The 23,746-nt window shown below is 36.4% G+C and carries 17 protein-coding genes; 9 read left to right on the top strand and 8 right to left on the bottom strand.

Annotation, left to right across the window (positions count from 1 at the left end; genetic code table 11):
- Positions 1-17 precede the first annotated feature (17 nt).
- The 7 genes from mnmG to rpmH all read right to left on the bottom strand — a co-directional run bounded on the left by mnmG (position 18) and on the right by rpmH (position 6,285).
- On the bottom strand, positions 18-1,916 hold the full coding sequence (gene mnmG / locus V6984_RS21890) for a tRNA uridine-5-carboxymethylaminomethyl(34) synthesis enzyme MnmG (RefSeq protein ID WP_342757712.1): 1,899 nt from the start codon (positions 1,914-1,916) through the stop codon (positions 18-20).
- 17 nt (positions 1,917-1,933) lie between these two features.
- Positions 1,934-3,385: a tRNA uridine-5-carboxymethylaminomethyl(34) synthesis GTPase MnmE gene (gene mnmE / locus V6984_RS21885; RefSeq protein ID WP_342757711.1), complete on the bottom strand. Its 1,452-nt coding sequence runs from the start codon at positions 3,383-3,385 to the stop codon at positions 1,934-1,936.
- 141 nt (positions 3,386-3,526) lie between these two features.
- Positions 3,527-4,150, bottom strand: a complete 624-nt coding sequence (gene jag / locus V6984_RS21880; RefSeq protein WP_342757710.1) for an RNA-binding cell elongation regulator Jag/EloR — start codon at positions 4,148-4,150, stop codon at positions 3,527-3,529.
- 12 nt (positions 4,151-4,162) lie between these two features.
- A complete protein-coding gene (locus V6984_RS21875; protein WP_342757709.1) occupies positions 4,163-5,473 on the bottom strand; it encodes a YidC/Oxa1 family membrane protein insertase in 1,311 nt (436 codons plus the stop codon).
- 50 nt (positions 5,474-5,523) lie between these two features.
- Positions 5,524-5,733 (bottom strand): membrane protein insertion efficiency factor YidD, encoded by a 210-nt coding sequence (gene yidD / locus V6984_RS21870; RefSeq protein ID WP_031391728.1) that lies wholly within the window; start codon positions 5,731-5,733, stop codon positions 5,524-5,526.
- Between the two features lie 32 nt (positions 5,734-5,765).
- Positions 5,766-6,110, bottom strand: coding sequence for a ribonuclease P protein component (gene rnpA, locus V6984_RS21865; protein ID WP_342757708.1), 345 nt, complete (start codon positions 6,108-6,110; stop codon positions 5,766-5,768).
- Between the two features lie 40 nt (positions 6,111-6,150).
- Complete coding sequence (gene rpmH / locus V6984_RS21860; protein WP_031391730.1) at positions 6,151-6,285, bottom strand: 50S ribosomal protein L34; 135 nt, start codon at positions 6,283-6,285, stop codon at positions 6,151-6,153.
- Positions 6,286-6,934: 649 nt separating this feature from the next.
- Between rpmH and dnaA the strand changes: the two genes are divergently transcribed.
- The 6 genes from dnaA to gyrA all read left to right on the top strand — a co-directional run bounded on the left by dnaA (position 6,935) and on the right by gyrA (position 15,738).
- On the top strand, positions 6,935-8,287 hold the full coding sequence (gene dnaA, locus V6984_RS21855) for a chromosomal replication initiator protein DnaA (RefSeq protein WP_342757707.1): 1,353 nt from the start codon (positions 6,935-6,937) through the stop codon (positions 8,285-8,287).
- 306 nt (positions 8,288-8,593) lie between these two features.
- Positions 8,594-9,703, top strand: a complete 1,110-nt coding sequence (gene dnaN / locus V6984_RS21850) for a DNA polymerase III subunit beta (protein WP_342757706.1) — start codon at positions 8,594-8,596, stop codon at positions 9,701-9,703.
- Positions 9,704-9,761: 58 nt separating this feature from the next.
- Positions 9,762-9,971 carry an RNA-binding S4 domain-containing protein gene (locus V6984_RS21845; RefSeq protein ID WP_342757705.1) on the top strand — a complete coding sequence of 70 codons (210 nt, stop codon included), beginning with the start codon at positions 9,762-9,764 and terminating at the stop codon, positions 9,969-9,971.
- 41 nt (positions 9,972-10,012) lie between these two features.
- Positions 10,013-11,092, top strand: coding sequence for a DNA replication/repair protein RecF (gene recF, locus V6984_RS21840; RefSeq protein ID WP_342757704.1), 1,080 nt, complete (start codon positions 10,013-10,015; stop codon positions 11,090-11,092).
- A gap of 93 nt (positions 11,093-11,185) precedes the next feature.
- On the top strand, positions 11,186-13,120 hold the full coding sequence (gene gyrB, locus V6984_RS21835) for a DNA topoisomerase (ATP-hydrolyzing) subunit B (protein WP_342757703.1): 1,935 nt from the start codon (positions 11,186-11,188) through the stop codon (positions 13,118-13,120).
- A gap of 47 nt (positions 13,121-13,167) precedes the next feature.
- The gene (gene gyrA / locus V6984_RS21830) at positions 13,168-15,738 is read left to right on the top strand and encodes a DNA gyrase subunit A (protein WP_342760069.1); all 2,571 of its coding nucleotides are present in this window, start codon (positions 13,168-13,170) and stop codon (positions 15,736-15,738) included.
- An 81-nt stretch (positions 15,739-15,819) separates the two neighbouring features.
- Here gyrA and V6984_RS21825 read toward each other — a convergent pair whose 3' ends face one another.
- Entirely contained in the window at positions 15,820-17,235 is a 1,416-nt protein-coding gene (locus V6984_RS21825; protein WP_342757702.1) for a hypothetical protein, read from the bottom strand.
- Positions 17,236-17,551: 316 nt separating this feature from the next.
- Between V6984_RS21825 and V6984_RS21820 the strand changes: the two genes are divergently transcribed.
- The 3 genes from V6984_RS21820 to srtB are packed head-to-tail and all read left to right on the top strand — an operon-like array spanning position 17,552 to position 23,711.
- Positions 17,552-18,283, top strand: a complete 732-nt coding sequence (locus V6984_RS21820; RefSeq protein ID WP_342757701.1) for a hypothetical protein — start codon at positions 17,552-17,554, stop codon at positions 18,281-18,283.
- A gap of 48 nt (positions 18,284-18,331) precedes the next feature.
- On the top strand, positions 18,332-22,918 hold the full coding sequence (locus V6984_RS21815) for a DUF7601 domain-containing protein (RefSeq protein ID WP_342757700.1): 4,587 nt from the start codon (positions 18,332-18,334) through the stop codon (positions 22,916-22,918).
- Entirely contained in the window at positions 22,908-23,711 is an 804-nt protein-coding gene (srtB, locus tag V6984_RS21810) for a class B sortase (protein WP_342757699.1), read from the top strand. The genes V6984_RS21815 and srtB overlap by 11 nt, the downstream gene beginning before the upstream one ends.
- Positions 23,712-23,746 lie beyond the last annotated feature (35 nt).

Here is a 23,746-nt window from a genome sequence, read left to right as displayed (position 1 = left end):
ATCAAACCATTCCCTTTTTAAACTCGATTATTATTTTTATTAAACTGTTCCAAATAAATAAGCAGCACAGAAATATCCGCAGGAGAAACCCCCGAAATTCTGGAAGCTTGACCAACAGATACCGGCTTATAAGAAATCAACTTCTGACGCGCCTCCAGGCGAAGGCTTTTTATATCGTTATAATCCAGATCAGAGGAAATCTTCTTTTTTTCCATCTTCTTAAACTGCTCTACCTGCCTCATCTGACGGGAAATATAACCCTCATATTTAATCTCTATCTCTACCTGCTCAATAACACCTGCAGGTAAAGGTTGTCTGTTCACATCGATTTCAGATAAAATCTCATATGAAAGCTCCGGCCTGCATATTAACTCAGACATATTTGTTCCGGTCTTTAAAGTAGAACTTTCTTTGGAAGATAAAAACTCCTGAATATTTTTCGATGCTCCGACAATCGTATTTTTAAGACGATGGATCTCTTTATTTATCAACTCCCTCTTATCTATAACAGCTTTATAAGCTTCCTCTGAAATAAGCCCTGCCTTATAACCTTTTTCCCTAAGACGAAGATCTGCATTATCCTGACGAAGAATTAATCTATACTCTGCCCTCGAGGTCATCATCCTGTAAGGTTCAAAACTTTCCTTAGTCACTAAATCGTCAATCAATACACCTATATATGCTTCCGAACGATCTATTACAAGCTGTCCTTTATTCTGAATAGAAAGAGCTGCATTAATTCCGGCAATTAATCCCTGAGCCGCCGCTTCTTCATATCCACTGCTTCCATTAAATTGACCGGCGCTGAAAAGCCCCTTTATATTTTTGAACTCCAAAGTAGGATATAACTGTCTCGGATTAATACAATCATATTCTATTGCATAAGCATTTCTCACTATCCTGCAATTTTCCATTCCAGGCACCGTACGATACATAGCAAGCTGCACATCCTCCGGAAGAGAAGAAGACATTCCTCCTACATACATCTCATTAGTATGAAGCCCTTCCGGTTCGATAAATACCTGATGTCTTTCTTTATCCGCAAACTTTACTACCTTATCTTCAATAGAAGGACAATACCTGGGCCCGGTTCCTTCAATAATCCCCGCATAAATAGGAGAGCGGTCCAAATTTCCGCGTATGATTTCATGAGTATTCTGGTTCGTATACGTCAACCAGCAAGAAACCTGATCTATCTGTACATCCTCCGGATTAGTTGAAAAAGAAAAAGGAACCACTCTTTCATCTCCAAACTGCTCCTCCATCTTTGAAAAGTCCAAACTTCTCTTATCCATTCTGGCAGGAGTTCCCGTCTTAAATCTTCTTATCTCTATTCCAAGATTTCTCAAAGAATCCGTCAAATGATTAGCTGCCTGCAATCCATTAGGTCCTGTATAAGTAATACTCTCTCCGCAAAGACATCTGGCTTTCAAATAAGTACCCGTACAAAGAATTGCTGCCTTACATTCATAAATTGCACCCGTAAAGGTTTTTATACTCACAATCCGGTTATCCTCTATAACCAGTTCACATACCTCTGCCTGTTTAATCGTAAGATGATCCTGATTCTCCAAAACCTTTCTCATAAGTCTGGAATATTCTGCCTTATCTGCCTGAGCTCTAAGGGAATGAACTGCCGGACCTTTAGACACATTCAACATTTTAGACTGAATGAAAGTCTTATCTATATTTTTTCCCATCTCTCCTCCGAGAGCATCTATTTCTCTTACCAAATGCCCTTTAGAAGAACCTCCTATATTTGGATTGCATGGCATAAGAGCAATACTGTCAACACTGACAGTAAAAATAACGGTTTCAAGTCCAAGCCGTGCACAAGCCAAAGCAGCTTCACATCCGGCATGTCCGGCCCCCACTACACAAACATCCACTTTTTCTTTTATACTGCTTTCAAACATTCTATTTCCTTCTTTCGTTATTTTCCCATACAAAACTTTGAAAATATCTCATTTACTAAATCTTCTCCGACTTCCTCTCCTATTATAGTACCCAAAGAAGAATAAGAGCTCATCAAGTCGATGGAATAAAAATCTTCAGGCATACCATCCTCCAAACTTCGCCTTACCTGAAGCATATCTTCATAAGCATTCATAATTGCTTCCTTATGCCTCATATTCGTAATGAATACTTCATCATTAAAGGATATCTCCCCTTGGAAAAACATATCCTTAATAGCCTTCTCCAATAAATCGATTCCTATATTTTCCTTTGTAGAAGTCTTTATAATCCTAATATGAGAAGCATCTACAGCTTTATCCACAGCCCTTATTTCAGCAGATAAAATATCTTCCGTAGTTACCTCATCCAAATCTGTCTTATTCAAAAGAATTATCGTTTTCTTACCGGCAATCATTTGAATGATATGATTATCACTCTCATCCAAAGGCAGAGAAGCATCCACCACAAAAATAACTAAATCTGCAGAAGAAGCATACTTTATTGCCCTTTCCACACCAATTTTTTCCACCACATCTTCAGTATAGCGAATACCCGCAGTATCTATAATATTCAAACTTATACCGTGAAGCTTTATGGATTCTTCCAGGACATCTCTGGTAGTACCAGCAACATCGGTAACAATTGCCTTTTCTTCTCCCACAAGAAGATTCAGAAGAGAAGACTTACCTGCATTAGGTTTACCGACAATTACAGTATTAATCCCTTCTTTAAGCATCATGCCGTTATCAGCAGAATCAAGCAGTTTTTTTAACTTCGAAATAATATTATCCGTCTTTTCATAAAGCCTTTCCCCATATCCCTCCAGACTAATATGCTCCGGATCATCCAAAGCGGATTCTATAAAAGCAATTTCATAAATAAGCTCCTGACGGAGCCCCTTAACTACTTCCGACACCGAACCCTTTAATTGACTCACAGAACTTTTTAAAGCGAACTGATTCTTCGAATGAATTATATCAATGACAGCTTCCGCTTTAGATAAATCTATTCTTCCATTTAAAAAAGCCCTTTTTGTAAATTCACCCGGCTCTGCAATTCTCGCCCCATTCTTAATTACCAGCTCCAATATACGATTCATCATGAGAACACCCCCATGACAATTAATCTCGACTGTATCCTCCGTAGTATAGCTGCCAGGCGACTTCATAACGCCGACCATGACCTCATCTACAATATTACTTTCTTTAAGATAACCTTCATCCACATCATTTTTCTCACCGGAAGAATTATCCACAATATATCCATAATTTATAGTATGAGAAACTACTTCACGCAGAATCCTTTTTCCCGATTTCGTTCGAAACATCCTATCCGCAATTTCAATAGCTTCTTCACCACTAATCCTCACAATTCCAATTCCGGAATCTGCCATCGCAGTAGCAATAGCAGCTATAGTATCTGTCTTCATAATAAACCTCTTATATGCTTTCCTTAAAAGCTTAATACTTTAAGATTACCCATTTTTACTTTAATTCATTAAATGACTTACCTTTCACACTAAAAACCCTTGAATCTGTTAAGATTCAAGGGTTTATTATATCATATATCTTTATTTTTTTAAAGTAACAACTACACGACGGAAAGGCTCCTCCCCTTCGCTATGGGTAGTCACATATTTATCTCCCTGTAAAGCAGAATGAATAATTCTTCTTTCATAAGGATTCATAGGCTCGAGTGATAGCGGACGCTTCGTTCTTTTAACCTTATAAGCCATATTTTTTGCAAGATTTTCAAGAGTATCTTTTCTTCTCTGTCTATAATTCTCAGTATCTACCTTCACACGGATATAGTTTTCAGCATCTTTATTAACTACTAAGGATACAAGATATTGAAGAGAATCGAGAGTTTGTCCTCTCTTTCCAATGAGAACTCCCATTTCATCGCCGCTCAAGTCGATATCCAATGAATTTTCAGCTTCATCGTACTTCGCTTTAACTACCACTGTAAGGTTCATCGCTTCGAAAACATCCGTAAGGAAAATCTTCGCTTTATCATCAACAGAGGACTTTACTCTAGCCTTAATAACAGCAGGCTTTGAGCCAATTCCAAGAAATCCGGAGGAACCTTCTTCTACAACTTCATAATCCAATTTATCACTCGTAACAGTAAGTTTTCTACAAGCTTCCGTAATCGCATCATTTACAGTTTTTGCTGAAATCTCAATAAATTCCATGACCATACCCTCCTACTTATTATTCTTTTCATTATATTGTTTTACCATGTTAGCCTTGGAAGCAATGCTGCCAGACTTTGCATTCTTGCTATAGTATTCTGTAGATTTCTTTACTGCCTCATCCTTCTCCTGCTGCGTCATAGAGGAAGCCCCAGAAACATTCTGCTGCGCCTGCTTAGCCGCCACATTCTTTGTATTCATGTTGGCATAATCGTTAATCGTCTTTAAATTAATGCCCTTTGATTTTTCAAGCTTCTTATTTCTCTTCTCTACGTTCTTTTTAATAAGTTCATCCAGATCCATCTTGTCAATGTGCTTATTGATCACTATCTGCTGAACGCTTCGCACTACAGAACCGGCAATCCAGTATAGACCCATACCTGCGGGAAGAGTATAACAGAAAAATGCCGACATAATAGGCATCATCATATTCATCGTCTTCATAGAAGAAGCCATCGGATTATCCTTATTATTGCTGGTATCCGGCTGAGGCATCAGCTTCGTATTGATCCACTGGGTAACAGCTGACAGAACAGGAACTGCAAGAGCAGCAACTATCATTATATAGGTTCCATTAGCAATTGCTTCCTTCATTATAAAAGAAGGAGAATTTCCTATATTCAATCCAAGAAAATTATTATATCTATCCAAAGTCTGAAGCGTACTAGTCACGTCCGTAGATAAATTAGGAAACTTATCCGAAATAGAAAGCCATTCGGAGGTAGATGCCTTATTCAGTACATCAATAAAAGTATTCTGCACATACTCCACAGTACCACTAGTAAAAGCATCTGATTGGAACTGTTTGCTATACATGTTAGCTTCCTTAAAGTTCCTTATGAAATCCGTACTTCCCGGAGAAGAAATCAGCTTGTCCACCAACGGGAAAAAAGCTTCCTTAATCTTACCTACATAAGCAGGCATAGAATAAATTACACGATAAAGTGCAAACAATATAGGCATCTGAATAATGAGCTGAAGACAACTTCCTGTAGGAGAAACACCGTATTTTGCATACACGGCCTGCGTCTCTTCATTCATTTTCATGGCAGTCTCATTGTCTTTCTTATTTTTGTACTTCGCTTGAATCTCTTGAAGTTCAGGATTCATCTTAGCGGAAAGTTTAGAGAATTTCTGCTGCTTAATAGTGAGGGGCATCATCATAAGATAAATAACGATAGTGAATAAAATAATAGCTAAACCAATATTTGGAATACCTATTTTGTCCAAACAGAAGAAAATTCCTTCCATTATATATCCGAGAAGCTTAGCAACCGGTCCTATAATAAAGGTTTGATTCTGGGTTAATATAATACCTGACAATTTTTCTCCTCCTTAATGAAGCATAACATAAATTTTAAATAGTAATTATTCTACGGAACTGGATCATAACCTCCCTTGGAAAAGGGATTACACCTTAAAATTCTCCATAACGACAAAAGCCCACCTTTCAAAGCGCCATATTTGCTGACCGCTTCCAGACCATACTCTGAACAAGTGGGAAAATAAGGGCATTTTGTTCTCTTCATAGGAGAAATATATTTTCTATAGAACTTAATCATGTAAATCAATAATTTTTTCATATCAATTATCAAATCAAACTTCTTTACATACATTAAAAATATATCTTTAATATATGATGAAGTTTTCCCAGATGTAATAATGCGCTTTCTATCTCGGCATAAGAAGCCGAAGCCGCATTGTTTCTTGCAACGACTACTATATCTAATCCATCATTAAATATATTTTCATGCAGTCTGTAACTTTCTCTCAACAATCTCGTAACTCTGTGGCGCACGACACTGTTTCCAACTTTTTTACTTACCGATATTCCGATTCTGTTCATATTTCTGTTATTTTCCAACACATACATTACAAGATATTTATTAGCATAAGATCTACCACTTTTATAAACAGTTCTGAAATCGTTATTTTTCTTCAATGATTCTGAAAATCTCATATTTTTCGCCACAAGAGAAAAAAGGCCACAAAACTGCGGCCTATGCTGACAATCTCTTTCTTCCTTTTGCTCTTCTGGCAGCTAATACTTTTCTTCCGCCCGGAGTACTCATTCTGGATCTAAAACCGTGAACTTTCTTTCTCTGTCTGTTTTTAGGCTGAAATGTCATTTTCATAATTGGTGCACCTCCTTTTTGAAAACCTTCTATAATATAAGGTAAACGAATAGTTTTTTATTAATATCGTGTTGGAAAAATATCATTACGATTATATAAGATAAAAAAGTTTCCGTCAAGTAAATAACCATAAATTTAATAAATTAAAAATACCCAAAAAACGTTGAAAAAATCGTGATTTTAACTAAAACTACATATTGTTATTTCAAAGATAAGCTAACCACTAAATGTAGATAGAAAATAAAGTTATGCACATGGAAGTAAATTAATTTTTAATTTACATAAATCTATCCACATATTGTGTATAAAATGTGGATAACACCTTGATATTATGTGAAAACATAGTGAATTAACTTAATAAATCCTCTAATAATCGATATTTACTCATGTTAATAATTATTTTTAGAGTTATACACAAGGCTTTGGAACGTATAAAATTCTATGTTAACTTTTATTTCAAAATCATACTTTATTCCCCTTAATTATCCACAAGATGTGCATAAACCCGTTCATAAAATTAACCATTTGAAATTTTGTATTATTTATATTAAGATATAAATGAGGTATTATCGCTTAAAGAATACCAATACTACTAAGATAGTATTACTATCAAAATAGTATGCTTTACTTATTAAACCGGAGGCATTTCATGGATTCTATTAAAGAAAACTGGGAATTAATTAAACAAACGATAAAAAAAGAATATGATTTATCTAATATTTCTTATAATACATGGGTAGCTAACCTCAATTTTTACAGTGTGGAGAATGATGTGGTCACTATTTTGATTCCTTCCGACCAAGCTCATGCTCTCAGCTACATAACAAACAAATATAAGAGTTATTTTCAAGTAACCATTACGGAAATGATGGATCATGAATATGACATTTCTTTTATATTGGAAAAAGATGTGGATGAAAACGAAGATTCTATGGCTTTGAAGCCTCAATACAACATTAATTACGAGAAAGCTAATCTGAATCCAAAGTACAGATTCGATACCTTCGTGGTAGGAAGCAATAATAAATTTGCTCATTCCGCTTCCCTCGCAGTGGCCGAATCTCCCGGAGAAGCGTATAATCCCCTCTATTTATACGGAGGCGCCGGATTGGGTAAGACTCACCTCATGCACTCCATCGGACATTTTATCCTTAATCAGAATCCTAATATGAAAGTACTTTACGTTACCTCGGAACAATTTACCAACGAAGTAATTGAATCCATAAGGAGCGGTAACGCTGCGGCCATGACGAAGCTCAGGGAAAAATACAGGACTGTAGATGTGCTGCTTATTGATGATGTACAGTTTATTATAGGAAAAGAAAGTACACAGGAAGAATTCTTCCATACCTTTAATGTACTCCATGCTTCCGGGAAGCAGATCATTCTCTCCTCAGATAAGCCTCCTAAAGAAATGGAAACTTTGGAAGAAAGATTTCGTTCCAGATTTGAATGGGGACTTATTGCGGATATTCAGCCCCCCGATTATGAGACCAGAATGGCAATACTTAAGAAAAATGCGGAAAGCTACAGTAAAGAAGTAGATAATGAAATCTTCAAATATATAGCTACGAATATAAAGTCCAACATCAGAGAATTAGAAGGTGCTTTTAATAAGATTATTGCTTTTTCCAAATTAAATAATGTAGATATCACTCTTGATATTGCGGAGGAAGCTCTAAAAGATATTATTTATCCTGACAAACCGAAAGAAATAAGTCCTTCCTTTATTATTAATGTAGTTTCGGAACAATTCGGAGTAAATGCTGAGGATATAACCTCCAAAAAACGTAATTCTGAGTTTGTGGAACCGAGGCAGGTAGTTATGTATCTTTGCCGCAGCATGACAGATACCTCTTATCAAAATATAGGTAAGATACTTGGCAAAAAAGATCATACCACAATTATCCACGGAGTTAATAAGATTACAGAGGAAATTAAAACAAACGAAGAACTCAAAAATAAAATAGAAATCATAAGAAAAAAAATTAATCCTTCATAGATTTCATAATAGCTTTCCACAATCTTATGTTTATTATTATGTGGTTATAATGTTGATATTTTTATGAGTATAAGATTTAATTTTATGCTTCAAAAAAAGAGATGTGAATAATTCACATGTTATCCAAAAGTTATATTTAGTTTTTCACATATATTATGATTTCTTTTTTTACTGAAAAATAGTATAATAGATAAGGTTATACACATATCAACAACTATTATTATTTATATTATTAAATTCTTTATATATTAACCGGTTTTCGGCAAATCAAATTTTTCATCTTTTCAGGAAGGGAGTTATACACAAATGAAATTAGTTTGTTCAAAATCAAATCTGCTTAACGGAGTACAAATCGTATCGAAGGCTGTTCCTAATAAAACGACGATGTCTATTCTCGAATGTATTCTCATCGATGCAAGGGGAGGAAACATTAAACTGATCGCCAATGATATGGAACTCGGTATAGAGACCTTGATTGAAGGAAATATAGTGGAAAAAGGCTTGATAGCTTTGGATGCCAGGATTTTTTTAGAGATAGTAAGAAAGCTTCCCGATAACGATATAACTATTGTAACGGATTCTTCTTATAAGACTACCATTACTTGCGAAAAAGCTAAGTTTAATATTATTGGAAAGTCAGGAGATGATTTTTCCTACCTGCCTTCTATCGAAAAGATAGATTCTATCATTGTTTCCCAGTTCACCTTGAAAGAAGTGATCAGACAGACTATATTTTCTATTTCTGATAATGACAGCAATAAACTGATGACAGGTGAATTATTTGAAATTAACGAGGATATTTTGAAGGTAGTTTCTCTGGATGGTCACAGAATATCCATAAGAAAAATTGGACTGAAGAATTTTTATATGCCTAAAAAAGTAGTAGTTCCCGGCAAGACGTTAAATGAGATAAGCAAGATACTGTCTGGTGGAATGGAGGAAGACGTACATATCTTCTTTACGGACAAACATATCGTATTTGAATTCGAAAGTACTACTGTGGTTTCCCGCCTGATTGAAGGAGAGTATTTCAAAATAGATCAAATGCTTTCCAGTGATTATGAGACGAAGGTAAGAATTAACAAGAAAGAATTTTTAAATTGTATCGACAGAGCTACTCTTCTCGTGAAAGAAGGAGATAAGAAACCTATTATTATAAATATAATCGATGGTATGATGGAGCTTAAGATCAATTCTACGGTAGGAAGCATGAACGAAGAAATAGACATCGATAAAAAGGGAAAAGATATTATGATTGGCTTTAACCCTAAATTTCTGATTGATGCTCTTCGTGTAATAGACGATGAAGAAATAGATATTTATCTTGTGAATCCTAAAGCTCCTTGTTTTATCAGGGATGTTGAGGAAAAGTATACTTATTTGATTCTTCCGGTAAATTTCACTACCGTAAATTAGTGTATTATTTAAAAGATTTCACAACATATAAACATATATTTGTAATTTAAGGAAAAATATGGAAATAATAAAATTAAGAGATGAGTATATTAAACTCGGCCAGGCGTTAAAAGCTGTGGGTCTTGTAGATTCCGGCGTAGAAGCGAAGGATGTTATTGTGAACGGAGAAGTGAAGGTTAATGGTGCGCCGGAATTTCAAAGGGGAAAGAAGCTTTATGAAAATGATATTGTGGAATTTGACGGGAAAAAGATTTTAATACAAAAATAATGATTATGTATATTTTTGTATTTGGAAAATAAGGTGTAAGAATGATTATTAAATCGTTGGAACTGATGAATTTCAGAAATTATGAATTTCTGGATTTAAAGTTCAGTGAAGGAACAAATATCCTGTACGGCGATAACGCACAAGGGAAAACTAACGTGTTGGAAGCCATTTATCTATCCGCAACCACAAAATCACATAAAGGAAGCAAAGACAGAGATATTGTTAAATTTGATTCAGAAGAAGCTCATATAAGAACTTATATTGAAAAGCAGGAAATTGAATACAAGGTAGACGTACATCTTCGTAAAAATAAATCAAAGGGGATTGCGATTGACGGACAGAAGATAAAAAAAGCAGCAGACCTCTTAGGTTTATTGAACGTTGTCTTTTTTTCTCCCGAGGACTTAAGCATTATTAAAAACGGACCTGCAGAAAGAAGAAGATTCGTGGATATGGAACTTTGTCAATTGGACAATTTTTATATCTATAATCTAAATCATTACAATAAAATTGTGAATCAAAGAAATAAGCTTTTAAAGGATATGTACTTTAAACCTGAGTTGAAGGAAACCTTAAATATATGGGATTCTCAGCTTGTGTCTTTCGGAAGCAAGATCATTGAAAGACGCCGTATCTTTGTGGACCAGCTCAATGAGATTATTTATGACATACATAAGAAGTTGTCGGGTGATAAAGAGGAATTGTTTATAAAATATGAACCCGATGTGGAAATCGATGATTTTGCAAGGCTGATGAAAAGCAGTCAGGAAAAAGATATCAGGTTAAAACAAACTTCGGTAGGACCTCATAGAGATGATTTCTGTTTTATGGTAGGGAATATTGATATCCGTAGATTCGGTTCACAGGGACAGCAGAGAACAGCGGCTCTTTCCCTTAAATTATCTGAGATAGAGCTGGTAAAGAAAATTGCCAAGGATACCCCTGTTTTACTTCTGGATGATGTGCTTTCAGAGTTAGACAGCAGCAGACAGAATTATCTGCTTAGCAGTATAGGAGATGTACAGACTATAATCACTTGTACAGGCTTGGATGAATTCGTAAATAACAGATTTGAAATAGATAAGGTTTTTAAGATAGTGGAAGGAACCGTCAAAGAATAGGTTACTATTGGGCCTATGGCTTCCTGGAAACAGTTAATACGCAGAAACACTGCTGCGCAGTATTTCGCGCTTGAAAGGAGCATAGATATAAAAATGAGCAATGAAAATGTATACGGAGCAGATCAAATTCAAATATTGGAAGGTCTTGAAGCGGTAAGGAAGAGGCCCGGTATGTATATAGGAACTACTTCCTCCAGAGGTCTTCACCATTTGGTGTATGAAATCGTGGATAATGCCGTAGATGAAGCGCTTGCAGGATATTGCGATAGAATTGAAGTTATTATCAATAAGGATAATTCCGTAACAGTTATCGACAACGGGCGTGGTATCCCTGTGGGAATTAATCATAAAGCTGGTATTCCTGCTGTGGAAGTGGCGTTTACTATTCTTCATGCCGGCGGTAAATTCGGCGGAGGAGGATATAAAGTATCCGGTGGTCTTCACGGTGTAGGAGCTTCTGTTGTAAATGCTCTTTCCGATTGGCTGGAGGTTGAGATTTATCAGGATTCCAAGGTACACAAGCAAAGATATGAAAGAGGACATGTGAGTTATCCATTGAAGGTGACAGGTGAATGTCCGCAGGATCAGACAGGAACGAAGGTTACGTTCAAGCCTGATGCTACTATCTTTCAAGAAACTACAGTTTTTGAATTCGATATTTTAAAGCAGCGGCTTAGGGAAATGGCTTTTCTTACGAAAAATCTTAAAATTATTCTTAAGGATATGAGGGTAGAAGAAGATAAAGAGCCTGTAGTAAGAGAATTTCATTATGAAGGCGGAATCAAAGAATTCGTAACGTATCTGAATAAAAGCAAGACGGCGCTTTATGACAACGTAATGTATTTTGAAGGTATGAAGAATAATGTTTATGTTGAGGTCGCTATGCAGCATAACGATTCTTATACTGAAAGTTCTTACAGCTTTGTTAATAATATAAATACTCCTGAGGGCGGAACTCATTTAATAGGTTTTAGAAATGCCCTTACCAAGACCTTTAATGATTATTCAAGAAATAACAAGCTTTTGAAGGAAAGTGAAACTAATCTTATGGGCGATGACATAAGAGAAGGTTTGACGGCAATCGTCAGTGTTAAGATAGAGGACCCTCAATTTGAGGGACAAACCAAACAGAAGCTTGGAAATTCTGAAGCCAGAGGCGCTGTGGATAATATAGTCAGCGAACAGCTCACTTACTTCCTGGAACAGAATCCTTCCATAGCAAAAACAATATGTGAAAAATCCATTCTCGCTCAGCGCGCCAGGGATGCTGCAAGAAAAGCGAGGGATTTAACGAGAAGAAAGACAGCCTTAGAGGGAATGAGCCTTCCAGGAAAGCTTGCGGATTGTTCGGATAAAGATCCTTCCAACTGTGAAATTTATATTGTAGAGGGAGATTCCGCGGGAGGCAGTGCGAAGACAGCCAGAAGCCGTGCGACTCAGGCTATCCTTCCCCTTCGAGGGAAGATACTCAATGTAGAAAAGGCCAGACTAGATAAAATATACGCTAATGCGGAAATCAAAGCGATGATTACTGCTTTCGGTACAGGAATCCATGAAGATTTTGATATCAGCAAACTGCGTTATCACAAAATTATTATTATGACTGATGCCGATGTGGATGGAGCTCATATTTCTACTTTGCTGCTGACATTCCTTTACCGTTTTATGCCTAATCTTATCAAGGAAGGCTACGTATATCTGGCACAGCCTCCTCTTTATAAGCTTGAGAAAAATAAAAAGGTGTGGTATGCCTACAGTGACGAAGAGCTGGAAAGTATTATTCAAGAGGTAGGAAGAGACCAGAACAATAAGATACAGCGTTATAAAGGACTTGGAGAAATGGATCCGGAACAGTTATGGGATACAACAATGGATCCAGAAAAACGCATTCTTCTTCGTGTAACTATGGATGGAGAGGCGGAATCGGAAATTGACTTGACGTTTACTACACTTATGGGTGATAAAGTAGAACCGCGGCGGGAATTTATTGAGGAAAATGCGAAGTTTGTAAAGAATCTCGATATTTAATTAATGCTGCGATTACGAAATGGAGATAATGAAAAATGGAAGAAAATATTCAAGACACAGTCTTTGACAAAGTTCATGACGTGGATTTGAAGAAGACTATGGAAACCTCTTATATCGATTATGCCATGAGCGTTATAGCTTCCCGCGCGTTGCCCGATGTAAGGGATGGTTTGAAGCCGGTACAGCGAAGAGTGCTGTATTCCATGATAGAATTGAACAATGGTCCTGATAAACCGCATAGAAAAAGTGCGCGTATCGTCGGAGATACTATGGGTAAGTACCATCCTCACGGTGACAGCTCCATATACGGAGCATTGGTGAATATGGCACAGCCATGGTCTACCCGCTATCCTTTAGTCGATGGACATGGCAATTTCGGTTCTGTGGACGGAGATGGTGCGGCGGCTATGCGTTATACGGAAGCGAGACTTTCCAAGATTTCCATGGAGCTTCTTGCAGACATTAATAAGGATACGGTAGATTTTATACCGAACTTCGATGAGACGGAAAGAGAACCTTCCGTACTTCCCAGCCGTTATCCCAATCTGTTGGTTAATGGTACCACAGGTATCGCAGTAGGTATGGCTACCAATATACCTCCCCATAATTTACGTGAAGTAATCAAGGCTGTAGTTAAAATTATTGATAATAGGATTGATGGAGACAGAGATACGGATATAGAAGAAGTCCTTTCTATCATCAAGGCTCCTGACTTTCCTACCGGAGGAATCATCCTCGGAACGAGAGGAAGCGAAGAGGCTTACCGTACCGGCCGGGGTAAGGTCAGGGTACGTGCAGTTACCGATATAGAGACTCTTCCCAACGGTAAGAGCAGGATTATAGTAACTGAGCTTCCGTATATGGTAAATAAAGCTAACCTAATACTGAAAATAGCTGAGCTCGTTAAATTGAAGAGAATCGACGGAATTACCGATCTTCGCGATGAATCTGACAGAGAAGGTATGCGCATCGTTATCGAGCTTCGAAGGGACGCCAATGCCAATGTAATTATGAATCAGCTTTACAAGCATACCCAGATGCAGGATACTTTCGGTATCATCATGCTGGCGCTTGTAAATAATGAACCAAAGGTTATGAATATTCTGGATATGCTTGTAAATTATCTGGCACATCAGGAAGAGGTCGTAACCAGAAGGACGAAATATGATTTAAATAAAGCGGAAGAAAGAGATCATATTTTACAAGGTTTACTGATTGCTCTCGATAATATCGATGAAGTAATAAGCATTATAAGAAGCAGTGATAATGTTCAAATTGCAAAGCAAAAGTTAATGGACCGCTTTGGTCTCTCAGATCCTCAGTCTCAGGCTATTGTAGATATGAGGCTCCGTACTCTTACCGGTTTGGAAAGAGACAAGATAGAGAACGAGCATAAGGAACTGCTTGAAAAAATTGCCCAGTTACGAGCTATTCTTGCAGATAGAAAGTTGCTGCTCGGAGTAATCAAAGAAGAAATTTCTATTATTGCTGAGAAGTACGGAGATGAAAGAAGAAGCGTAATAGGTTTCGATGTTTATGACATTAATATGGAAGACCTTATCCCTAAGGATAATACGGTAATCGCAATGACCAGCCTTGGTTATATTAAGCGTATGACTATCGATAATTTTAAGAGTCAGAACCGCGGCGGAAAAGGCATCAAGGGAATGCAGACTATAGAAGAGGACTATATCGAAGATCTTCTTATGACTACAACCCATCACTATATTATGTTTTTTACTAATTTCGGCCGGGTATACAGGCTGAAAGCCTATGAGATACCTGAAGCAGGAAGAACAGCAAGAGGAACCGCTATCATCAATTTACTTCAGCTCAATCCGGGAGAAAAGATTTCCGCTATCATACCGGTAAAAGACTATGAAGATGATAAGAATCTTTTTATGGTCACGAAAAAGGGTATCGTTAAGAAAACTCATATTATGGAATACAGCAATGTGAGAAAGAACGGTCTGGCTGCTATCAATCTTAGAGAGGACGATGAACTGATCGAGGTGAAGATAACAGATGTAAATACGCAAATATTCCTTGTTACCAAGCATGGTATGTGTATCAGATTCAAAGAAACTGACGTAAGGGCTACGGGAAGAGCTTCTATGGGTGTGATCGGTATGAATCTGAGTGACAGAGATGAAATTGTGGGAATGCAGTTGGATCATCAGGGAGATTCTCTCCTCATCGTATCTGAGAACGGAATGGGCAAACGTACTTACCTTGAAGAATTCACTGTACAAAAAAGAGGCGGTAAGGGAGTAAAGTGCTATAAAGTCACGGAAAAGACCGGATACGTAGTAGGAGTAAAGGCGGTAAATGATGACCATGAAATTATGATGATAACTACGCTGGGAATCATTATTCAGCTCCGCATGGAGGATATTTCCACTTTGGGAAGAATTACATCGGGTGTTAGGATGATTAACCTTGATGAAGGAGTGAAGGTAGCCAGAGTAGCTAAAGTAAGAGAAAAGGTCTCAAATGGTAATCAGGAATTCGAAAATATCGAAGATGCCCTTGAGGACATACCTGAGGATGAAAAACATCCTGTAATAATTGAAGAGGAAGAAGAAGTAACTCTTCCTACCGAAGAAACAGAAGAATAAACTAAAATTTAAAAAGGATAAATCCATTTCTAAATCATAAGAAATTGGATTTATCCTTTTTGTTGTCTGCCATTACACTAATTAGGGAATGTGATCCACAAGCTCTTGTTGATAAGCGTTCCAGAGTTCAGTCGAAAAATCTATAGATAACTCACTGTCTTTCATCATTTCATTGTATAAAAGAGAGCTGATTTTATTTGTGTTAAAGAAATGAAGTGTCTCTCTTTCATAGGTATCACTTATCACATATACCAGACTAAATTCTTCAAAACAGAATATAACCATATTTGATAAATCAATGTTAATAATTTTCAATTTGTTATAGCTGCCCGTATTCATGTAGGAATTAAATCTCTGTAAATATGGAATTCTCTTATTGGGCGGAAAATAAGAAGTACCAATAAAAGGAACGATCATCTTTCCCATGGATATAAATTTATCCATAGAAGTGTTAGTTACCAGGTAATTAGTATCCTTGTCCATAGCGTCGTCGAATAGCTTTTTAATATTCTTTCTAAGAGTCTTATTTCCATTTAACGAATCTAACTCTTCATTTGTTAACATATATCCGAAGGAAGTGAAGTTATAGACGCTTCCAGGCCCCTTCTCTTTTAATTTTTCAAAGAAATTAGGATTTTTCTCCAAGAATGTAATAATCTCTTCTTTTTCATAACTAATTTTATTTGTATCTTTCTTCATAAGCATATTATAAAAAACTGCAAGATAACTTTTATGATAAACAGTAGTTAAAAGCGGAGTTCCATCAATTTGTGCATTGAAAAACATCAAGATATTGCTCTTTAAGAGCAAAAAAGGAGTAGTGTCCTGAGAGGTCTCCCATAGATTGACTTGAAAATACTTATGGAACTTGACGATCAGAGAGAGAATACTGCTAAAGTTCATAACACCCGGATTATTTTCTATGAGTTCGCTTAACAAATTCTTATTATAAAAGAAATTAAATGTGATATTTTTAAATACATCATTCCCTATCAGTACTATTTTGTGGAATATCTTCGTATAAGAAGAATCTAACAGAGGAATGGAAAAATAAATTTCTGATAGATTATCAGAATTACTAGTAACATAATCCGATAAAATAATGCAAAGAATACCGATCACCGGTCTCTTGCCAATATAATATTGTCCTCTCTCGGAATAATCCAGATTGATGTTAATTTCTTCCGTAAAAGCTCCATCCAGGGCATATTCGATAGCATAGGATAAGAAAGACTGTAAATCATCCTGAGATTCAAAATCATAGATTACAGGAAAGATATTTTCAAATTTCCAATAGCAGCCGGGAGAATAAATATTTTGCGCAAAATATTCGGCGGCCAGCCTGGTAAAAATTTTCCTGTCTCTAATAGTAGGAATTCCCTTTTCCGTAAGAATCTTACTAAGTCCGCTGGGAGTCATATTCATGTGAAGTGCAAAATCTGTCTTTTGCTTTTTGGCAATTGTAATGAGTTCTTTTAATAGAAAACTGATTTTCATACGTGATACCATACTTTCTTTTTATGTGTAAGAATTTTTTATACCCTGTATTTTTATTTCATTTTAACACAAAATCATATTAATTTACCATCGATTTTAAAAATATTTTGAATATTTTTCCGTTAGACGACATAATAGGACCTTTTTTTTGAATATTTTTCAAGTTTCTTTTTTTATAATTCTATATACTTTAGAAGAAAGAAAATGATAATAATTACTATCACTATGATTATTATTGAAAAACTTTAATTTGATATATATACAATTTTTTTCTAAATTTAATATTTTATAAAAAACATCAGGGTGAGGCAGAAGAATGAATCCATTTAAATCAGTAATGAAAAAGAAGTTTATAAAGGGGATAAGCTGGTTACTTTTTTTCGTTATGATAAGCACTAATAATATAATTGTAAATAATTCTTTAACAGCATATGCACAGGGAGTATCTTCAAATTCCTCTGTGACTGGAGAAAGTCAGAATTATTTCACTGAAAAAGATACCGAGAGTACTGCAGACGGAGTTACGGGTTCTGGCAGTGAAGGGGGAGAAACTGGTAGCAGTGAAAGCAGTAAAGAAACCAATATTTTAAATAATAGTTTGGGAAATACCGAAAGTACGGATTTAAACGGAATTAATGGCAATGCAAATGAGCCGTCTGTAATGGAAGCAAATGATATCATTTTGTTAGGTACATATGTAGGAATTGAAAAATCAAATCTTCTGAATAATTTTTTAGCTACTTTAAAACAAGGTACCGATATAATAGATGTAACTGCAGGGGAAAAATTAGATCCTAAGAAAGATGTAGATGTGAATGTATCGTTCGATTTTCCCGTTATTGGTGATAATGGTATAAATAAGGATGATACATCAAAATATATAATAGGCGGAGATTATGCTATAATCGATTTTCCTGCTGATTTCAGTTTGGTTAATTTAGTAGCGGCTGAATTGGAATTTAATGGTATTCCAGTAGGTACTTTAACATTAGATGATGCTGATGATGGCAGCGGTGGTACCAAAAAAGTTGCAAAAGTACTTTTTTAGGATACTATAAATGATCCTACTATTAATACCGCAAGTGCAAATTTTAGTATGACATTGAAATACGATGGTGAAAATGATGGAGAAGAAGATTTAGAGAAAACAGTTTCCATATATGATAAAACTTTTGAAATAACAATACCTCCGAAATCAACTACTGTAACGACTGAAAAAACCGGTATTGCAGATGCGTCCAATAGAAAAATAACCTGGAAGGTAAAAGTAAGTGCAGATAAAGAAGGCGGGGCTGCAGAAGATGGAAATTTAAAGGGTTATACTTTTTCTGATGATTTGACAAATGTAGGAACCTATAATTCAAACAGTTTTAAAATCACTACGGATGCAGATGGTATTAATCCAATCGGAGGGGGAGCGGTTACGCCTGACTATATAAGTGATAAATTGACTTATACTTTTCCTGCCGGTGCTGATGTTATAGGAACGGTTTATATTTTCTTCGATACGGAGATACCTGACGATAAATATTATAGTAATGGCACAACTACAATTAATAATATGGCAGAGATATATAAGGATAGCGTAAGGGTTTCTTATGACGATGGTTCCGCTTCTTATACTATGGATTGGATTAAGAAAGGCGGAGAAGAAATAGGGGATGGAATGAATGGCGGTACTTATGATCCTTCTAACAGAGAAATAAAATGGACCATATTTATCGATGGTGCAATGAGTAATGCTCAATTAGAAGATTTATTGCCTTTAGGCCTTTCTTATGTCAGTTCTACTGTAGATAAATATAATGATTTAACAAATGAATATGATTTGTCATTATCTATTCATCCAAGTAGTAGTGTTGAGGGAAGCAGAGAGAAGCTTACCTTTTCTATGAGCGACATTTCCGGTAAATATAAAGTTACAATAGTTACCAAGGTAACAGATACATCTATTAATGGGCAGAAACAGGTTACTTTTAATAACAACGCGACAATAAAAGGAACAGAAAAACCGGGAGGAATAACAAGCAGTGATGCCAGTGTTACGATTGGTGTTCCAAGTATTACAAAGACAGCCGGTTCTTATGACAATCAAAATCATAAGATGGGTTGGAATATTAAAGTTGATACATTAAAGCAATCTTTAGGAGGAAATTTACGGGTACTCGACCTTCTGGTATACGGAGGGAGTATTAATATCGATGATATTGATGGTATAGATTTCGGAATAGGTGCTTCCGGAGATTTAAGATATGTGACGAAAGATGTCCTGAATGAGATTACTCCCCATTTTTATCAGATGATAGACCAGACGTCATTGCCTTCTGTTACAGGGCTTGGATTTACGGTGCATACTCTCACTATTGCTGGAGAAAAGGTTGCGGACTTATTAGTAGTGACTAAGGATGATTTTCAAGGGATAGATTATTTGAGTACTCATAATTTTTCTTTTAGCACTATTGTTACTAATCCAAATTATTATGCCTCAAATGGAAGCAATACGATTGATAATACAGCTTTTTTATTTGCCGGAGCTAATAAATTAAATGATAGTACTGCATCTATAGGTATCTCGAGTAATATGCTTAAGAAAAATACTTTATCGAGAGAAGATGCGGATACGGTTACAGCGGGAAATCCAAATGATAGCGATGTAATAGCGGCTGTTAACGGCAGTTCAGGCTGCAATACAGGTAGCTATGATTATGTTGATAAATCGGTTATTTATCGTATTTATGTCAATGCATACAACATCGATATAACAGATGGCGTTACCACCAATATAGATGAAATGATAGGAGATTATAAAATAAAAGATACTCTCCCGGAAGGATGGGAATTCAAAAAAATTAAGGATGACGATTACTTCTTGCTTTATGAGGGGACAGGAAATGGTACTAAGGTAAATGCAACAGGTTATATATCAGATTATTCATCTGTTATGCAAGTAGCCGGACCGAATGCATCTGTCAATGCGGATGAAGGACAGGAAATGACTTTTAATTTTACTGATCTTAATAAAGGTTACGTTATTTTGTTGAAAGCAGGCCCAACAGAAGATACTGCAAAAGGCTATCTAAGTGAAATTAAAAATTATACAAAAAAAAATAATGTAAATCTTATAGATAATACGAAGGTGACCGTGGGAGTTAATGCTAATACCGATGTTATAATTGAAAATTCTATAGTTACAAAAGATGTAGATAAAAGTTATGTTAATCAAGATTATTTGGTATGGACGATAGATTACAGACCCTATGACATTAGTTATACCGATGCTTATATTAAGGATATTCTTAATCCGGGTATCGACCTAAGAATTGATAGTGAAGGTGAATTGCTGATTAATGATGCTGCGACCGGAAAGAAGAATATACAAATATTTGAATTGAAGCTGAATAAAGATGGATCATATACGGAAGATACTGAGTTAACTCTTCCTGATAAGAATATATTAACGTATGATAATGAAATGCGGACTCTTAAGTTTTATCCTCCGGATTCAAGCCAGTCTTATCGATTGATTTATTATACCGATATAACTGGAGACGGAAAGGATATAAATAATACGGTACAATTTGTTAAATCCACAGGATCTCCTGTATCCAGACTCTCGGCATTCAGCCTCGCAAGCTTCGCATCCGGCGCGTTGTATCAAAGAAACGGCTGGTTTGAAATAACAAAAACAGATGGAGATACGAATCTTAGAATACCAGGTGTTAAATTTGTATTATATTCTTCCAATGGAGTAGTTATAAGAGAAGGAATTACTAATGCAAGCGGAGTTCTTTCTTTAAAAGCTCTGCCGGATGGTGATTACATCCTAAAAGAAACAGAAGTACCGACGGGATATACTCCTTCGGAAAAAGAATATATGGTTCATGTGGAAAAGAATGGATCGGGTATTCCTGTAACAAGCATAGACGGTACTGTCGAAAATAATATCGATATTAAGAATTATAAGGATGGCACGACAGGCAATCTTTTGATTTCGAAAGCGGTGGCTGGTTCAGGTGCCGACCTTTCAAAAAAATTTGAATTTACATTACTCTTGAATGATAAAAACGGCATAGAACTTACATCGGCATATGCATATAATCTCTTTGATAAGGATAATAAAATTGTAAAGGGTGGAGTGGTTAAAAGCGGAGATACCTTTGAATTATCTAATTTGGAAAGCTTTAAAGTATTAGATTTACCTATGGAGAGTACCTATAAGGTAGAAGAAGAGGATTATTCTTCAGAAGGTTATGTCTCGATGGCATTAGGTGATGCGGAAGGGACTGTAGAAGTTGATAAAACAAAAACGGTATCATTTTCGAATATTAAAAATATCGGAGGATTGGTCGTTCAAAAAATAGTTTCGGGCAGCGGAGCAGATTCTAATAAGGAATTTAATTTCAAAATAGAATTCAATGCTACCGGTTCCTATTCCTATACCGGTCTGGGCGGTGTACCTGACGGAACGATAACTAACGGTGGTACTATAAAGTTAAAACATGGCCAAAGTATATCTATAGATGGTCTGCCTGAAAATACGACTTATAAGATTACCGAAGACGACTATTCCGGTGAAGGATATATCACTACAAAAGCAGGAGATACGGGAATAATAGAAAATACGAAAACCAGTGCCGCTGTCTTTAGAAATGCGAGAAATATAGGTGAACTCGTTATTCAAAAAACTGTAGAAGGAAATGCCGGAGACAAAACTAAAAAGTTTGAATTTAATGTAAATTTTAAAGATGCGAACGGCTCTTATTCTTATTCAGGAAATGGAGTTTCTAACGGAACGATAGCGAGCGGTGGAAAGATTGAGCTTTCTGATGGACAATCTATTACAATTCATGATCTTCCTGAAGGAGCAAAATATGCTGTAACTGAAAAGGACTATTCTGAAGAGGGCTATGTTACAACGAAAAATGCGGATACAGGATTGATAAAGGATGGAATAACAAGTACTGCATCTTTCATTAATTCTAAAAATAACGGAGTTCTTTCTATTGCTAAGACGGTTGCAGGAAACAGAGGAAACAAAAGCAAGGAATTCGAATTTACCGTCACTTTCAATACGAGTAAGACTTATTCTTATACGGGTATAGGATTGGATAACGGAACGATAGCGAGTGGGGATATAATCAGGCTCGCGGACGGACAGTCTATAGAGATTACCGGGATTTTGGAAGGTACATCGTATACCGTAGAGGAAGCTGATTATTCTTCGGAAGGGTATGTGAAGAAATCTACTGGTGAAACCGGAATTATTTCGAAGGATACGGCCAGTGTGGCGCATTTTACAAATACATATAACGTAGATGAGTCTAATGGCGGCAGTAAGGATCCTGAAGATCCGGATAATACTACTTCTTCCAAGTCTTCCGTAGTTCCTAAGTACAAGACAGGCGAGGTGCCTGATCCCAACGGAAAGGACGCCCCTGACAAGATTATCTTGGTGGATAAGGACGGCAATGTTCTGGGAACATATACAAGAGTGCAGAATGCCGATGGTACTTACTCATATGTGGATGAAGACGGTGTACTCTTGCCGGCATCTTCTATTGCCAAGACAGGGGACGGTATGCCTCTGATACCTATTATTATTGTTACGCTGATTGCGGTTGTCGGAGTGATGGTGCTCTTTTTATACAAAAGAAAAATTTTTGGCTATTACTATGATTCATAAGTACAAAAGATATGCAAAAAGTACAAAAGAAAAAGCGATTGATCTATGTATTGGAATTCTTTGTGTAATTGTCGTTGCAGGATGCCTGAGCGTTGGAATTTATTTCTACTCGCTCTCCCACGATGCAGCAGAATTCCATAGATTGATTGAAACAGCCGATGGCAGGAGCACGGCTCCCATGGATTTATCCGGGGATGTGCCTCTTGCCGGGGCAGAAAGCAAAGGTTTTATTGATTTAACGGCGTTGCAGCAGGAAAATAGTGACATCGTAGGTTGGATTACGATTCAGGATACGATGATAGACTATCCGGTAATGTATACGCCAAAGGACGGAGAATATTATTTGCATAGGAATTTTGTGCAAAAGTATTCATTGTCAGGGGTACCTTTTATAGATGCAGCCTGTTCCGTCACCCCACGCTCCGACAACGTAATCGTTTATGGCCACAATATGAAAAACGGTTCTATGTTTTCAGGCCTCTTATCCTATCAGGATAAAACGTATTGGAGAGCGCATAAAAAAATCCTCTTTTATACATCCGAAGAGGTACAAGAATATGAAATTCTGGCAGCCTTCCCCATAGACGCCGCCGATAATTCACAAGTAGAAAAGTATTTTTTTGTGAATCTATCTGGGGAGAAGGAATTTGACAGCTATATCGAAGAAGTAAAGAAGAAATCTCTTTACCAAACCGGAGTAGATGTGCAGTACGGCGACAGATTTCTCACTCTCTCCACTTGCTCTTATCATACTGAAGATGGAAGGTTTCTTGTAATAGCCAAGCAAAGCTAAGAAATTAAATTAACAAATCGGATTTACGTAATTGA

This window comes from Kineothrix sp. IPX-CK (genome assembly GCF_039134705.1).
Classification (GTDB): Bacteria; Bacillota; Clostridia; order Lachnospirales; family Lachnospiraceae; genus Kineothrix; species Kineothrix sedimenti.
The sequence above is the reverse complement of the archived record's forward strand: the minus strand, read 5'-3'. Positions and strand labels throughout refer to the sequence as shown.